At 73.3% G+C, this 14274-nt stretch carries 12 protein-coding genes; 6 read left to right on the forward strand and 6 right to left on the reverse strand.

The features are described 5' to 3' along the window. Positions 1-91: 91 nt before the first annotated feature. Positions 92-2044: a hypothetical protein gene (locus AC6CH6_RS13490; protein WP_498255516.1), complete on the reverse strand. Its 1953-nt coding sequence runs from the start codon at positions 2042-2044 to the stop codon at positions 92-94. A gap of 158 nt (positions 2045-2202) precedes the next feature. Then, the gene (locus AC6CH6_RS13495; RefSeq protein WP_498255517.1) at positions 2203-2778 is read right to left on the reverse strand and encodes a cysteine hydrolase family protein; all 576 of its coding nucleotides are present in this window, start codon (positions 2776-2778) and stop codon (positions 2203-2205) included. 122 nt (positions 2779-2900) lie between these two features. Here AC6CH6_RS13495 and AC6CH6_RS13500 point away from each other — a divergent pair, with 122 nt between their 5' ends. Continuing rightward, positions 2901-3404, forward strand: a complete 504-nt coding sequence (locus AC6CH6_RS13500) for a phosphoribosyltransferase (protein WP_498255518.1) — start codon at positions 2901-2903, stop codon at positions 3402-3404. 41 nt (positions 3405-3445) lie between these two features. Here AC6CH6_RS13500 and AC6CH6_RS13505 read toward each other — a convergent pair whose 3' ends face one another. Then, on the reverse strand, positions 3446-3976 hold the full coding sequence (locus tag AC6CH6_RS13505) for a hypothetical protein (RefSeq protein WP_498255519.1): 531 nt from the start codon (positions 3974-3976) through the stop codon (positions 3446-3448). A 224-nt stretch (positions 3977-4200) separates the two neighbouring features. Here AC6CH6_RS13505 and ppc point away from each other — a divergent pair, with 224 nt between their 5' ends. Further along, on the forward strand, positions 4201-7017 hold the full coding sequence (gene ppc, locus AC6CH6_RS13510) for a phosphoenolpyruvate carboxylase (protein ID WP_498255520.1): 2817 nt from the start codon (positions 4201-4203) through the stop codon (positions 7015-7017). A gap of 57 nt (positions 7018-7074) precedes the next feature. Here the strand turns inward: ppc and ppk2 are convergent, their stop codons facing one another. Both ppk2 and AC6CH6_RS13520 read right to left on the reverse strand, forming a co-directional pair. Beyond that, positions 7075-8010 (reverse strand): polyphosphate kinase 2, encoded by a 936-nt coding sequence (gene ppk2 / locus AC6CH6_RS13515; protein ID WP_095649865.1) that lies wholly within the window; start codon positions 8008-8010, stop codon positions 7075-7077. 155 nt (positions 8011-8165) lie between these two features. Then, complete coding sequence (locus AC6CH6_RS13520) at positions 8166-8630, reverse strand: OsmC family protein (RefSeq protein ID WP_498255521.1); 465 nt, start codon at positions 8628-8630, stop codon at positions 8166-8168. A gap of 124 nt (positions 8631-8754) precedes the next feature. Between AC6CH6_RS13520 and AC6CH6_RS13525 the strand changes: the two genes are divergently transcribed. Continuing rightward, complete coding sequence (locus tag AC6CH6_RS13525; protein ID WP_498255522.1) at positions 8755-9321, forward strand: hypothetical protein; 567 nt, start codon at positions 8755-8757, stop codon at positions 9319-9321. A gap of 69 nt (positions 9322-9390) precedes the next feature. On the opposite strand, the gene AC6CH6_RS13530 is transcribed toward AC6CH6_RS13525, so the two are convergent. Further along, entirely contained in the window at positions 9391-11805 is a 2415-nt protein-coding gene (locus tag AC6CH6_RS13530; protein ID WP_498255523.1) for a glycoside hydrolase family 31 protein, read from the reverse strand. 126 nt (positions 11806-11931) lie between these two features. Here AC6CH6_RS13530 and AC6CH6_RS13535 point away from each other — a divergent pair, with 126 nt between their 5' ends. The 3 genes from AC6CH6_RS13535 to AC6CH6_RS13545 are packed head-to-tail and all read left to right on the forward strand — an operon-like array spanning position 11932 to position 14269. Next, positions 11932-13119, forward strand: coding sequence for an LLM class flavin-dependent oxidoreductase (locus AC6CH6_RS13535; protein ID WP_498255524.1), 1188 nt, complete (start codon positions 11932-11934; stop codon positions 13117-13119). Continuing rightward, positions 13116-13811: a CE1759 family FMN reductase gene (locus AC6CH6_RS13540; protein WP_498255525.1), complete on the forward strand. Its 696-nt coding sequence runs from the start codon at positions 13116-13118 to the stop codon at positions 13809-13811. Before AC6CH6_RS13535 ends, AC6CH6_RS13540 begins: the two co-directional genes overlap by 4 nt. Continuing rightward, complete coding sequence (locus AC6CH6_RS13545) at positions 13808-14269, forward strand: MarR family transcriptional regulator (protein ID WP_419966585.1); 462 nt, start codon at positions 13808-13810, stop codon at positions 14267-14269. Before AC6CH6_RS13540 ends, AC6CH6_RS13545 begins: the two co-directional genes overlap by 4 nt. Positions 14270-14274 lie beyond the last annotated feature (5 nt).

Below are 14274 nucleotides of genomic sequence, written 5' to 3' on the forward strand. Positions count from 1 at the left end.
CCCCGTCCGGGCGAGAGCGCACACAGGGACCGGCCCGTGCTCCGAGGGGGTCGGAGCACGGGCCGGCTGGAGGGAGTGCTGTCTCAGATGCTCATCCGGTGCCCACCACCCCCCTCGCCTCTCCGCCGCGCGTGGACTGCACGAGCACGCTCGAGATGCGCTGGCCAGGGCCGGGCTTGGCCCGGTACTCCCAGTTGCCGAGCGAGTCCACCGGGGCGGAGGCGACCTTGACCGGCGTGCCCGAGGTCGTGTTGTAGATGTTCACCGACGTCGCCGGGTTCAGCAGGGACGGTGCACCGGGCACGAGCGCCGTGCCGGTGAGCCGCAGCTCCTTGCCGACCCGGTGGCGTGAGGCCGCCGCGACGGTCACCACGTCATCGCTCTTCAGCGTGATCGTCGCGGGGGAGCTCGCGACCCCGGCGGCGTTCCTGACCACCAGCTGGAGGACCGGGTCCTGGTCGGCGGCGGCGGGCGCCGTGGCGGAGACCGTGGTGAAGAACGGCACCACGACCTTCGGCTTGGCCACGGTCTTGCTGCTGAACGCCACCTCGGGTCCGCTCAGCTGGGACCATTCGTAGGAGGCCGCGTTGGCGGAGCCGCTGCCGTCCAGCTCCGTGGCCATCCCCCGGGCCACCGAGCCGGGCAGTGCCGCGACGGCCGCGGTGGCCGCGGGCTGCTCGACATCCGGGTTGTCCGGGGTGGTGCCGTCCGTGACCGGGCCGGGGTCCGGGGCGGGATCGACCGGGTCCTCGCCGACCGGGGAGGCCTCCCCGCCGGTGACGACCACGGGCACGGTGGTCCGGCTCGTCCCGGAGGTGGAGACCGTGGCCTCGACCGGGGGAGCGAGCGTGGGGAACGAGCCCTTGTAGACGTTCGCGGTGCCGGTGGCGGCGAGCGCCCCGAAGCCGGCGACCTCCGGGGCGGTCCCGGAGGCGGACGTCGCCTCGACGGTCAGCGCGGTGCCGTCGTAGGTCGCGGCCGTGGCGACCGAGACGTCGGTGACGGCGACCTCGGCGCTGCTGACGGGCTTGTCCCCGAGGTTCCGGACCGTCACGGTCGCCGGAGCGGCGCCCGTGTACGAGATGCGGGCGTAGGCGCGCTCCGAGTCGCCCTCGTCCTTCTCCATGGGCGTGGTGCTGAACACGCCGTCCTGGCCGACCACCTCGAGCTGGTCCCCGCGGCTGGTGGCGAAGACGTCGAGGTGGCCCCCGCCGACGACGGCCCGGTCGGCCTGCACCCCCGTGTTGGTGGAGATCTTGCCCATCACGGAGAACTGGTCGTTGCGGGCGGTGCCGCCGTCCGAGGTCGTGACCTCGAAGAAGTTCGTGCCGAGCGGGCTGCCCGTCACGGTGTGCTCCACGTCGGGGTTGCCCAGGTAGCCCTCGGGGGCCCCGCTGTCCCACTGCAGGAAGGGGCCGATGTCCCCCTTGAGCGGTGTCTGGAAGTTGCCGACGGCCGGGGAGACGTCCTCCACCAGGCGCCCGCGGCCCCGCTCGTCGGTGTCGACCGTCACGGTGCCGTAGGGGTGCGTGAACGTCAGGGTGGTGTTGGGCGCGGCGTCGTCCACGTCGATGCGCTGGCGGGAGAAGACGACCTGGTCCCCGGGGACCGGGTTCTCGTTGGCGAAGGCTGCCTCCAGGGCGAGGGTGAGGACCGCGTCCCCACCGCCGGGGATCTGGACCTCGGAGCCGGCGAGCATGTAGAAGGCCTCGCCGGGGAAGTTGTCCGGGAAGGAGATGGGCTTCAGCGGATCGGGGACGTCTCCCGGCGGGAAGGCGCACAGCGGGTTGTCGCCGTCCAGGCACAGTTCCGTGCGGACCTTGCTGCTGTCCTCGTACCAGGCCGGGAACCCGTGCTCGGTGTTCACGGGTCCCACGGCGGTCAGGCCGCCCGGGTTGCGCTGGACGACCTCGGTGGCGGCGGTCGAGGCGCTGATGCCGGTGGCGCCGAGCAGGAGCGCGGCGGCGGCGGCGGCCGTGCGGCGGCCGCGGGGATGCTGTGGCGGGTCCCGCAGCACTTCGCGGGGCCCGGTGGAGGTGCTCATGATGTCTCCTCAAGTAGCGGCGGTGCTGATAGCGCGAATATGCAAAAGCGCACTTGAGAAAACCCTGTGGCACCGGGCCCGGACCGGGGTCGCCGCGGAACGGGAGGGGGGAGGGCCCGACGCGCGACGTCATGACGGGCCCGGTGGAGGGGCTGCGCTCAGCCCCGCAGCCGGGCCACGGCGTCGTCCTGGTGCAGGATGTCCTGGCGCATCTCGTCCTCGAGGAAGGCCAGCAGCGCGCGGGAGAGCTCCGAGTTCTCGGAGGCCACGGCGTCCCGGGCCACCGCGGCCCGGAAGTTGTGGGCGAACGCGTCGATCGCGGTCTGGGCCACGCAGCTGTGCGTGGAGATCCCGCAGAGCATCAGGTGGGTGGCGCCCAGGTTGCGCAGCCGGGCCGCGAGGTCCGTGTCGAAGAACGCGCTGTCCCGGGTCTTGACCAGCCCCGCCCCGCCCTCGGTGTCGAGACCGGCCACGTACTCGGACTGCTCCGTGCCGGGGAACGCGAAGCCCTGCCCGTCGTCCTGCATGTTGACGGTCCACGTGGAGCCGTCCCGCTCGTGCTGGGTGCGGATCAGCACGATCGGGCAGCCGCCGTCGCGGGCCGCCCGGATCAGCTCGTTGACCTTCTCCGTCACGGACTCCCGCTGCTCCTCGAGCTCGGGGAAGTCGAAGTACGAGTTCTGCATGTCGATGACGAGCAGGGCGGTGCGGCCCTGCGTCGGGTACTGGGTCATGGCGTCCTCTCCGGTGGGGGAGCGCCCCGCGGCGTCTCCCGTGGACAACGGATCTGATCAGTGAACTTACTACCAATGGGCGTGCGGCTCCACCCGTTCCGGGCTCCGGTAGCCTGGGGCGCATGGCCTATCACGCGGACGCCCTCGAGCTCGAGGGCAAGGAGATCCTCACGTGGGAACGCTTCGGCGAAGCGACCCAGGAGCTCGCCCAGAGCGTCGTGGACAGCGGCTTTCTGCCGGACATCATCATCGCGGTGGCCCGCGGCGGGCTGCTCCCGGCCGGTGCGCTGTCCTACGCGATGGGGGTCAAGCTCTCGGACGCGATCAACGTGGAGTTCTACACCGACGTCCACCAGACCCTGCCGGACCCCGTCCTGCTCGCCCCGATGCTGGACACCGAGTCCATCGTGGGCCGGAAGCTGCTCGTCGTCGACGACGTGGCGGACTCCGGGCGGACCCTCGCCCTGGTGCTGGAGCTGCTGCGCGGCCTGGGCGCGGAGGCGCGATCCGCCGTCATCTACGGCAAGCCCCGCTCCGTGATCCGGCCCGACTACCTGTGGAAGGCCACCGACGACTGGATCGTCTTCCCCTGGTCGGCCGCCCCGCCGGTCACCGCCGGCGCCTGACCGCCCCGGGCCGCGTCCCGCCCGGGCCGCTCCTCATCCGGTCAGCGCAGCGCCGCCCGCACCCCGGGGTGGCCCGCCACCACGAGCCACACGACGTTGACCGCGACGAGGACGGTGGTGCTGAGCCCAGGCAACAGGTGCCCGCCCAGGAGGAACACCGCCAGGTCGAAGAGGTCGCCGAGCACGGCCAGGGAGCAGAAGACGATGCCGAGGATCCAGCCCCACTGCAGCTGCTCGCGCAGCGGGAACCAGACCAGCGCGTAGAGGGCCGTCGTCAGCACCACGCCGAGGAGCGCCAGCGCGGCGGACAGCCCGGCGCCGGGGAGCCCCGGCACCCGCACCAGGTCCTCCATGCCGGGGAGCTGGGCGCTGGGCCCCGCGACCGTCTGCACGAACGTGTCCGTCACGTTCACCGCGAACGAGAGCAGGGTGAGCCGCAGCAGCAGGCGCAGCCGGGCCGTCATCGGCGGCCCGGGCGGGACCGTGCCGGGACCCGGTCCGCCGGGGAGCCGCGGGGGCGGCCCGCCGCCCGGACGGTGCGGGCCACCGGGACCGTGCGGGTGCTGGCTCATGGCCTGTGCCTCCTGGCGCGCGCGAGGTGTGCTCACCGCCGAACCTACCGCTCCCTGCCCCGTCCGGCACGGGTTTCCAGGGATCGTCCCACACGGACCTCCCCGGGGCGGCCCGTGCGACGTGGATCACCCGGGGTAGGCTGGCACGGTAGGCACCGACGGCGCGACCGCTCGTCGGTCGTGCGCGCACCCGTGACGACCGACCAGCCAGGAGCAGCCGCGACATGACGACTCAGCACGACCGGACCGCCGCCCCCGACCGCCACCGCGCCGAGGTGATCGACGCCCCGCTGCGCGCGGACGTCCGCCGCATCACGACCCTGCTGGGGGAGACCCTGGCCCGCCAGCGCGGCGAGGAGCTGCTGGAGCTGGTCGAGCAGGTCCGCCGGCTCACCAAGGACGCGAAGGACGCCAAGGCCTCCGGGGCCGACGACGCCGCGGGCCAGGTCCGCGACCTGCTCGGCTCCCTGCCCCTGGACCGGGCGACGGACCTGGTGCGGGCCTTCGCCCACTACTTCCACCTGGCCAACGCCGCCGAACAGGTGCACCGCGTGCGCGTGCTCGGCCGCCGCCCCGAGGACGAGGGGTGGCTCGCCGCGGCGGTCACCGACGTCGCCGCCGAAGCCGGTCCCGACGCCCTGCGCGAGGCGGTGGGCAGCCTGGACGTCCGGCCGGTGTTCACCGCGCACCCCACCGAGGCCTCCCGGCGCTCCGTGCTGACCAAGATCCGGCACCTCTCCGACATCCTGGCCCGCGAGACCGCCGAGGGCTCCGCCGCGCGCCGCAGCCAGGACCGGCGCCTCGCCGAGCTGATCGAGCTCCTCTGGCAGACCGACGAACTGCGCCAGAACCGCCCCACTCCGCTCGACGAGGCCCGCAACGCCCTGTACTACCTGCGGGAGGTCCTCACCGAGACCATGCCCGTGCTGCTCGCGGACCTCGAGGACCAGCTGTCGCAGCACGACGTGCACCTGCCGGCCGGCCCCCCGCCGCTGCGCTTCGGGTCCTGGATCGGCGGGGACCGGGACGGCAACCCCAACGTCACCCCCGAGATGACCCGCCGGGTCCTCCAGTTGCAGGGGCAGGCGGCCGTCGACATCGCCCTGAGCTTCCTGGACGTGCTGGTCTCCCGGCTGTCCCCCTCCACCGCCATCGTCGAGGTCGACCCCGAGCTCCGCGAGTCCGTGGAGCGGGACGTGGCCCACCTGCCCGGCCTGGACCCGCGGGTCCTGGAGCTCAACGCGCAGGAGCCGTACCGGCTCAAGCTCACCTGCATCAAGGCCAAGCTGATCAACACCCGCCGCCGGTTCGCGGAGGAGACCGTCCACGAGCCGGGCCGGGACTACCGGACCACCGCGGAGCTCGTGGCCGACCTCGACGTGGTGGCCCGCTCGCTGCGGCACCACGCGGGCGCGCTCGCCGCCGACGGCTCCCTCGCCGCGGCGACCCGCACCATCGCCGGCTTCGGCCTGGGCCTGGCCACCCTGGACGTCCGCGAGCACGCCGACGCCCACCACGAGGCCGTGGGGCAGCTGCTCGACCGGCTGGGCGAGCTGGACCAGCCGTACGCGGACATGGACCGGGGCGCGCGCGCCGCGGTGCTCGCCGGAGAGCTCGCCGGCCGCCGCCCGCTCGCCCCGCCGGGGCTGTCCACAGGCGCCGTGCACCTCGACGGCGACGCGGACCGGACGTTCGCGGTCTTCCGGGAGATCGCCCGGGCCCAGGAGACCTACGGCGAGGAGATCGTCGAGACCTACATCGTGTCCATGACCCGCGACGCGGACGACATCCTGGCCCCCGTGATCCTGGCCCGCGAGGCCGGGCTGGTGGATCTCACCGGCGAGCAGGACCGCGCCACCCTCGGCTTCGCGCCGCTGCTGGAGACCGTCGGGGAGCTGCGCCGCTCCGCGGAGGTCATCGACGAGCTGCTCTCCGACCCGGCCTACCGGCGGGTGGTCGCGGCGCGCGGGAACATCCAGGAGGTCATGCTCGGCTACTCCGACTCCAACAAGGAGTCCGGGGTGATGACCAGCCGGTGGGAGATCCACCGGACCGAGCGCCGGCTGCGCGACGTCGCCGCCCGGCACGGCGTGCGGCTGCGGCTCTTCCACGGCCGCGGCGGCTCCGTGGGCCGCGGCGGCGGTCCCACCCACGACGCGATCCTCGCCCAGCCCAGCGGCGTCCTCGCAGGCGAGATCAAGTTCACCGAGCAGGGCGAGGTGATCAGCGACAAGTTCTCCCTCCCCGCCCTGGCCCGGGAGAACCTCGAGCTGTCCCTGGCCGCCGTGCTGCGCGCCACGGCGCTGCACCAGGACCCGCGGTCCACCGAGGAGGAGCTGGACCGGTGGGGCGAGGTCATGGACGTGGTCAGCGACGCCGCCTTCGCCTCCTACACGGGCCTGGTCGAGGACCCCGACCTGCCGGAGTACTTCCTGTCCGCCACCCCGGTGGAGCAGCTGGGCGCGCTGAACATCGGCTCCCGCCCGGCCAAGCGCCCGTCGTCGGACAAGGGCCTGTCCGGGCTGCGGGCCATCCCGTGGGTCTTCGGCTGGACGCAGTCCCGCCAGATCGTGCCCGGCTGGTTCGGGGTGGGCTCGGGCCTGCGCGCCGCCCGCGAGGCGGGGATGGAGGGGGACCTGCGCACCATGCTGGAGCGCTGGCACTTCTTCAGCTCGGTGATCTCCAACGTGGAGATGACCGTGGCGAAGACCGACCTGGAGATCGCCGCCCACTACGTCCGGGCGCTGGTGCCCGAGCGGCTCCAGCACGTGTTCGAGGTGATCCGCCGCGAGTACGAGCTCACCCTCGACGAGCTCGCCCGGCTCACCGGGCAGGCGGAGCTGCTGGACGGCAACCCCACCCTGAAGCAGACGCTCGAGGTGCGGGACCAGTACCTCGACCCCATCTCCTACCTGCAGGTGGAGCTGCTCCGCCGGATCCGGGAGCAGGACGCCGAGGGCCGGGAGGTCGACGAGGGCCTGCAGCGGGCCCTGCTCATCACCATCAACGGGGTGGCCGCCGGCCTGCGCAACACCGGCTGACCGGCCCGGGCCGGCGGCACGCCCCCGCCGGCCCGGTCCGGGTGTGTCGTCCCGGGCTCAGTCGCCGACGGCGTCGCGGCCGCGGCGCACGATCAGCGGATCGGCCGGGTGGACCACGGACGGGTCCTTGTCCTCGTAGTCGAACTGGTCCAGGAAGAAGCGCAGCGCGTTGATCCTCGCCCGCTTCTTGTCGTTGGACTTCACCGTGGTCCACGGGGCGTGGTCGGTGTCCGTGCGCAGGAACATCTCCTCCTTGGCCTCGGTGTAGTCCTCCCACCGGTCCAGGGAGGCGAGGTCCTGCGGGGAGAGCTTCCACCGGCGCACGGGGTCGATCTGACGGATCGCGAACCGGGTCCGCTGCTCCTGCTGGGTCACGGAGAACCAGAGCTTGGTGAGGTGGATGCCGGAGTCCACGAGCATCTTCTCGAACACCGGGGCCTGGTCCATGAACCACGCGTAGTCCTGCGGGGTGCAGAAGCCCATCACCGGTTCCACCACCGCGCGGTTGTACCAGGAGCGGTCGAAGAGCACCATCTCCCCGGCGGTGGGCAGGTGGCGGATGTAGCGCTGGAAGTACCACTGCCCGGCCTCGCGGTCCGAGGGCTTGGTCAGGGCCACGACCCGGGCGGCGCGCGGGTTGAGGTACTCGGTGAACCGTTTGATCGTCCCGCCCTTGCCGGCGGCGTCCCGGCCCTCGAACACGATGACGTGCTGGAGGTCGTGGTCCTGGCCCCAGTACTGGAACTTCAGCAGCTCGATCTGGAGCTTGTACTTCTCCAGCTCGTACTCCTCCCGGCTCATCAGCTCGTCGTAGGGGTGGTCCTCCCGCCAGGTCTCCACGGCCGAGCCCCCCGGGTCGATCAGGTCCGGGTCCTCCTCGTGCCCGTGGGGCACGGTGTAGCCCATCTGCGTGAGGTGGTCGATGAACTCCCGCAGGTTCTCCCGCACGGCCCACTGGTCGGCGGGCATCCACTGCCGTTTTCCGTCGGGCATCGGCCGTTCCTCTCCGGTCAGGGTCTCTTGAGCGCAGTGTAGGCGTGGTCATCCTGACCCGCCCGGACGGCGGGCACATGACCGCCCGGTGAACACCAGGGGATCGGTCCTCCTGCCCCGCCCGGGGCCGACCGTGCAGAATCCCGTGCGGTCGGCTACGGGGCCTCGCCCGCGGCACGGTCGATGTCGACGCTGACGTCGTGGCCGACGGCGGTGCCGTGCTCCACCGTCCGCGAGACCGTGCAGTACTTGTCGTGGGAGAGGGTGACGAGGCGTTGGACCATGCCGGCGGCCTTGCGGCCGGCGGCGTCGTCGGGGAACGCGAGGTGGAAGGAGAGGTGCAGGTCCTCCAGGCGGTTCGCGCCGTTCTCCTCGAGGATCTTCTGTCCGGTCGCCTCGACGCGGAACTCCGAGGGCTCCGAGCTGCGGGAGGTCGCGACGTCCACGTCGATGGCCGAGCACCCGGCGATGGCGGCCAGCAGGAGCTCCACGGGGGACAGCAGACCCTCACCTCGGCCGAAGGCGATCTCGGCCCCCTCGGCGTTGCGGGCGGTGTAGTGGCCGGTGGCGGTGCGGGTCAGCTCGACGGAACGCGGGGCGGGGTCGTTGATCTCACTCATGCACCCATGATGCCAACCCCGCTCGCATCGGCGGCCCCGGCACCGCCCCGGGTCCGGCGGAATAGGCGCTGCGGGCGTCACCGTTGACGTGGGAACGTCACCGTCCAGCGTCCAGGAGGCCGGCTTGTCCCCATCACGACCGGCGCACGACGGCCACGAGCCCGAGGAGCCCGAGGAGCCCGAGCGGAACCACCTGGACGCCGAGCTCGAGGCGCTGATCGCCGACTACCGGCAACTGCACCAGGACGACGCCCGCCTGCGCCGGATCGAGCGCATCATCCACGCCGCGCGCCGGCCCGCCGACGAGGAGGCAGGGGACCGGGCCGGCGAGATCCGCGAGGAGCAGATCGCGCCCGTGCTGAGGGTCCAGGACGCGCGGCGGGTCGCCGCCGGGCTGCTGCGCACCGAGGAGGACATGAGGGCCTACGCGGCCCGTTTCGCCCGGCGCAGCACCGAGAAGGACCCGGCGGGTAGGGACCTGGAGCGCCAGGCGCACGCGCTGGACGCCGCGGGCCGGAACTGGGTGCTGATGATCGGCCAGAACCGTGACCACGGACTGGTTGCCTGCCGCTTCGTCCGGGAGAAGGGCATCCCGCACGCCCGCGTGGTGTCCTTCACCGCGGAACGGCTGAGGCTGCCCATCCTGGTCATCGAGCTGGGCCTGGACGAGGAGGGCCCCTGCCCCGGGTGAGCTCTCCGCCGCGGGCGGTGGCCGGGTGCGCGGGGCACGCCGCGACGGGTCGATCTCCGGCGACCAGGGTCAGGTCCGCGTCGCCAGCACCAGCTCCGTGAGCGCGCTGAGCAGCGGCCCCTCCACGCCCAGGGCGGACGCCTGTCCGAGCGCCCCCACGGGGTCGCGCCGCACGGCCTCGTGCACCCGCCGCTTGACCTCGTAGCCGATCTGGGCGTCGTTGAGCAGGTCGAAGACGCGGTCCGCGGGATCCTGGGCGGCCACGTCGCCCAGTCCCGCCGACCGCACCACGATGCGCGCCCCGGGGGCGACCCCCTCGACGGTGACCGAGGTGCGCTGCCCGCGTACGCCGTTCCCCCGCCGGTCGGTGCGGGCCGGGACGGTCCTCCCGTCCACGGTCACGGTCGGCTCCGCCGGCTCCTCGAGGCCGATGAAGGTGAGGGTCCAGGTGCGCGCCGCCGGCAGGCAGCCGAGGTGGCCCTGCGCCGGGCCGACCGTGAACTCCCCGGCGGCGGCGTCGAGGGTGAGCGGGGTGCGCGCCCAGCGGGCCGGGTCGAGGCCGTCGCCGCTGTCGTCGTCCTCGTCCAGGACGGTGCGGTGCGAGGCGCCGGTGACCACCAGGACCTCCAGCTCCCCGGGATTGCCGGGGCCCGGCGCGGCGTCGTCGTCGGACCCCGCGAGGGGCACGATCGCGCCGGCGCGGGCCAGGACGGGCACGTCGTCGAGGCCCCGGTGCAGCACGAGCTCCCGCCCGCCGTCGTAGACGGTGCCCGTGAACAGGTCCGTCCAGGACCCCTCCGGCAACCACACCGGCACGGCCGCACGGGTGACCACGGGGTCCGCGGGGGAGGTGACCGGGGCGACCATCAGCTCGGGCCCGAACAGGTACTGGTGGCCGTACCGGTAGGCCTGCTCCGCCTCCGGGTGCTCGTGGTACAGGGGCCGGACCAGGGGGACGCCCTCCACGGCGGCGGCCCGGTTGGCGGTGTGCAGGTAGGGGACCAGCCGGTGCCGCAGCCGGAGACCGCGCTCCATGGCCTCCGCGTAGGGGGAGCGGTAGCGCCACGGCTCCTTGGCGATGAAGTCGTTGTCGCCCGAGTGCAGGCGCAGGATCGGGGAGAACACCCCGAACTGCAGCCAGCGGGTGGCCAGCTCGTCGTCGCGGGCGCCGAAGATGTGCCCGCCGATGTCGTGGCTCCACCAGCCGAAGCCGATGTTCGCCGCCGTCGCCGTGAAGTACGGCTGGAACGCCAGCGAGGCCCAGGAGATGACGGTGTCGCCGGAGAAGCCGACCGGGTAGCGGTGGCTGCCGGGCCCGGCGTAGCGGGAGAGCGTCAGCGGACGGGACCCGTCCGCGCCCGAGTCCAGGAAGTGGTAGTGGTTGAGCACCCACAGGGGGTCCACCCCGGGCAGCCGCGAGTGCGGCCCGGACTGCCAGTCGACCCACCAGAAGTCCACGCCGTCGGTCTCCAGGCCGCGGTGCAGGACCTCGAAGTACGCGGCCACGAAGTCCCGGTCGGTGACGTCGAAGGCCACGGGCTCCTCCGAGCCCGGCTCGCGCCCCAGGGCCTCGAGCATCGCGGGGTGCGCGTCCTCGAAGGAGCGCACCCCGTCGGCCGGGTGCAGGTTGAGCGTGACCCGGTAGCCGCGCTCGTGCGCCCACGCGAGGAAGCCCCGCGGGTCCGGGAACAGCTCCCGGTTCCAGGTGTAGCCCGTCCAGCCCGAGCCGTGCCGGCGCTCCACGTGCTCGTCCGTGAGGTGCCAGTCCATGTCCACCACCAGCACGGAGAACGGCAGGCGGCGCCGGTCGAACTCGGCGACCAGCTCCCGGTACTCGGCCTCGTCGTAGGCGTGGTACCGGCTCCACCAGTTGCCGAGCGCCCAGCGCGGCAGGACGGGCTGCGGCCCGGACAGGGCGTAGAGGTCGCGCAGCGCCTGCCGGTGGTCGTGGCCCCAGCCGAAGAGGTAGAGGTCCACGGCGCCCTCCTCGCCGGCGCGCGGCGCGTACCAGCCGTCGTCCGTGAGCAGCACCGAGGTGGAGTCGTCGATCACCCCGAAGCCCTCGCGGGACGTGATGCCCGGTTCGAGCGGGATCGGGCCGTCGGCCTCGTCCAGGGTGCGCGCGGTCCCGCCCAGGGTGGGGGCGGGGACGCCGTAGCGCCACACGCTGTGGTAGCTGGTCACGCCGCCGCGGATCTGCGCGGACAGTCCCGTCGGGCTGAAGGCCCGCTCGTCGTAGCTGAGGTGGATCCGCTCCGTGCTCAGCTCGAGCCCGGCCGCCGTGTGCCGCACCCGGAAGTCCGGCACCGGGAACCGGCGGTCGACGGCGAACGCGGACGGGCGGTCCTCGAAGCGGCCGGCGGGACTGTACTCCAGGCGCAGCAGCCCGGGGCTCAGCACGCTGATGCGGTAGTGCTCGCCGGTGACGACGGCGCCCGGGTCCACGGTGCCGGTGCCGGTGGGACGGAAGTGGGGGAGGGGCATGCGTCCACCCTAGGCGGACCGGGGCGGGAATAATCCGGGACGGGCGCCGCTTGACGGTAGTAGTTCAAATTTGAAAGAACAGGGCGGCTCGTCCGGCCGGACGCCGCCGCGGAGCAGGAGGACCACATGCAGTTCGGCATCTTCACCATCGGGGACGTCACCGAGGACCCCGTCACGGGACGCACCCCCACCGAGCACGAGCGGATCAGGGCCACCGTCGAGATCGCGAAGAAGGCGGAGGAGGTGGGCCTGGACGTCTTCGCCACGGGCCAGCACCACAACCCGCCGTTCGTGGCGCCGGGGAACCCGCCCGTCCTGCTGGCGAGCATCGCGGCGCAGACCGAGCGGCTGCAGCTGTCCACGGCCACCACCCTGATCACCACCACCGACCCGGTGCGCATCGCGGAGGACTACGCCTACCTGCAGCACCTGACCGACGGCCGCGTGGACCTCACCATGGGGCGGGGCAACACCGGCCCGGTCTATCCGTGGTTCGGCCAGGACATCCGCCAGGGCATCCCGCTGGCGATCGAGCACTACAGCCTGCTCCACCGGCTGTGGCGGGAGGACGTGGTCAACTGGCAGGGCCGGTTCCGCGGCGCCCTGCAGGGCTTCACCTCGACCCCGCGCCCGCTCGACGGCGTGGCCCCCTTCGTGTGGCACGGCTCGATCCGCTCCCCCGAGATCCCGGAGCAGGCCGCCTACTACGGCGACGGGTTCTTCCACAACAACATCTTCTGGCCCGCCGAGCACACCCGGCGGATGGTGGAGTTCTACCGGACCCGCTTCGAGCACTACGGCCACGGCTCGGCCGACCAGGCGATCGTGGGCCTCGGCGGCCAGGTGTTCATGCGCCGGAACTCCCAGGACGCCGTGCGGGAGTTCCGCCCCTACTTCGACAACGCCCCCGTCTACGGGCACGGGCCGTCCCTGGAGGACTTCACCACGCAGACGCCGCTGACCGTGGGCTCCCCGCAGCAGGTCATCGAGAAGACCCTCGGGTTCCGCGACTACGCGGGCGACTACCAGCGCCAGCTGTTCCTGATGGACCACGCCGGCCTGCCGCTCAAGACCGTCCTGGAGCAGCTCGACCTGCTGGGCGAGGAGGTCGTGCCGGTGCTGCGCAAGGAGTTCGCCGCGCTCAAGCCCGCCCACGTGCCGGAGGCCCCGACCCACGCCTCGCTGCTGGAACGCCACCGCGCCGGCCAGGACCCGGTCCCCGGCGGCACCGAGGACTCGCCCGCCGGGCGGGCCCGCGCCGCCCAGGCCGCGGAGCCGACCACGGGGCGGACCACGGAGAGGGCCCGGCGATGAGCGTCCGGAACCCCACCGGGACGACGACGCCGGACCCCGCCGCGGCGCGCCCGCTCACTGTGGCCGTGGTGTCGGCGGGGATGTCCGACGGCTCCTCCACCTCGCTGCTGGCCGACCGGCTCGCCGAGGCCGCCCGGGACGGACTGGACGGGACGCCGGTGCGGATCGAGCGCGTGGACCTGCGCCCGCTGGCCCACGCCATCGCCGACCACCTGCTCACCGGGTTCCCCGGTCCGGAGCTGCGGACCGCCCTGGACACGGTCACCGGGGCGGACGCCCTGATCGCGGCCACCCCGACGTACAAGGCCTCCTACTCGGGGCTGTTCAAGTCCTTCTTCGACCTCGTCGACGACGCCGCGCTGGAGGACGTGCCCGTGCTGGTGGCCGCGACCGGGGGCACGGCACGCCACTCCCTGATGCTCGACACCGCCATGCGCCCCCTGTTCACCCACCTCAAGGCGCTGGTGCTGCCCCTGGGGGTCTACGCCGCCACCGAGGACTGGGCCGGCGGATCGCTCGACTCGCGCATCCGGCGGGCCGGCGCGCAGCTGGCGCGCTCGATCGAGCCGGGAGCGCAGCCGGCGGGACGGGCGGCCGGCGAGGTCCCGGCCGGTGCGGCCGGGCCCGAGCGGGACGGCGGGTTCGAAGGGGTCCCCGACTTCGCGGACCTGCTCGCCCGGGCCGGCCGGTGACCGACCGGCCGGCGGCCGCGCCGGAGCCCACCGCCCGCCCGTGGGACGTGTGGCAGCTGTTCTTCGAGACCACCGCCCGGCTGACCACGGAGATCGAGGCGCGGCTCAAGGAGCACGGCTGCTCGCTCATGGACTACCAGGTGCTCCTGCTGCTGCGCAACGCCGAGGACCACCGGCTGCGGATGGGGGAGCTGGCCCAGCGGCTGGTCTTCTCCCCGAGCCGGCTCAGCTACCAGATCGGCGTGCTCGAGAAGCGCGGCTGGGTGCGGCGCCGTCGCTGCGCCGAGGACGCGCGCGGCCTCGAGGCCGAGCTCACGGAGGAGGGGCTGCGCGCCTTCCGGCGCCTGCGGCCCGCCCACGCCCGCGACGTCGAGGAGCTGTTCCTCCGTGCGCTCGAGGGCGACGACGCCGACCGGCTGGCCGCCGTCATGGACCGGCTGGCCCGCCGGCTGGCCTGAGGGCG

This window comes from Kocuria sp. GQ42 (assembly GCF_059758435.1).

Bases quoted from the DNA above. Each gene is read 5' to 3' on its own strand.
- AC6CH6_RS13520 (WP_498255521.1), bottom strand. From the start codon at position 8,630: ATGAGTGAGATCAACGACCCCGCCCCGCGTTCCGTCGAGCTGACCCGC.
- AC6CH6_RS13490 (WP_498255516.1), bottom strand. From the start codon at position 2,044: ATGAGCACCTCCACCGGGCCCCGCGAAGTGCTGCGGGACCCGCCACAG.
- AC6CH6_RS13495 (WP_498255517.1), bottom strand. From the start codon at position 2,778: ATGACCCAGTACCCGACGCAGGGCCGCACCGCCCTGCTCGTCATCGAC.
- AC6CH6_RS13500 (WP_498255518.1), top strand. From the start codon at position 2,901: ATGGCCTATCACGCGGACGCCCTCGAGCTCGAGGGCAAGGAGATCCTC.
- AC6CH6_RS13535 (WP_498255524.1), top strand. From the start codon at position 11,932: ATGCAGTTCGGCATCTTCACCATCGGGGACGTCACCGAGGACCCCGTC.
- ppc (WP_498255520.1), top strand. From the start codon at position 4,201: ATGACGACTCAGCACGACCGGACCGCCGCCCCCGACCGCCACCGCGCC.
- AC6CH6_RS13540 (WP_498255525.1), top strand. From the start codon at position 13,116: ATGAGCGTCCGGAACCCCACCGGGACGACGACGCCGGACCCCGCCGCG.
- AC6CH6_RS13530 (WP_498255523.1), bottom strand. From the start codon at position 11,805: ATGCCCCTCCCCCACTTCCGTCCCACCGGCACCGGCACCGTGGACCCG.
- ppk2 (WP_095649865.1), bottom strand. From the start codon at position 8,010: ATGCCCGACGGAAAACGGCAGTGGATGCCCGCCGACCAGTGGGCCGTG.
- AC6CH6_RS13505 (WP_498255519.1), bottom strand. From the start codon at position 3,976: ATGAGCCAGCACCCGCACGGTCCCGGTGGCCCGCACCGTCCGGGCGGC.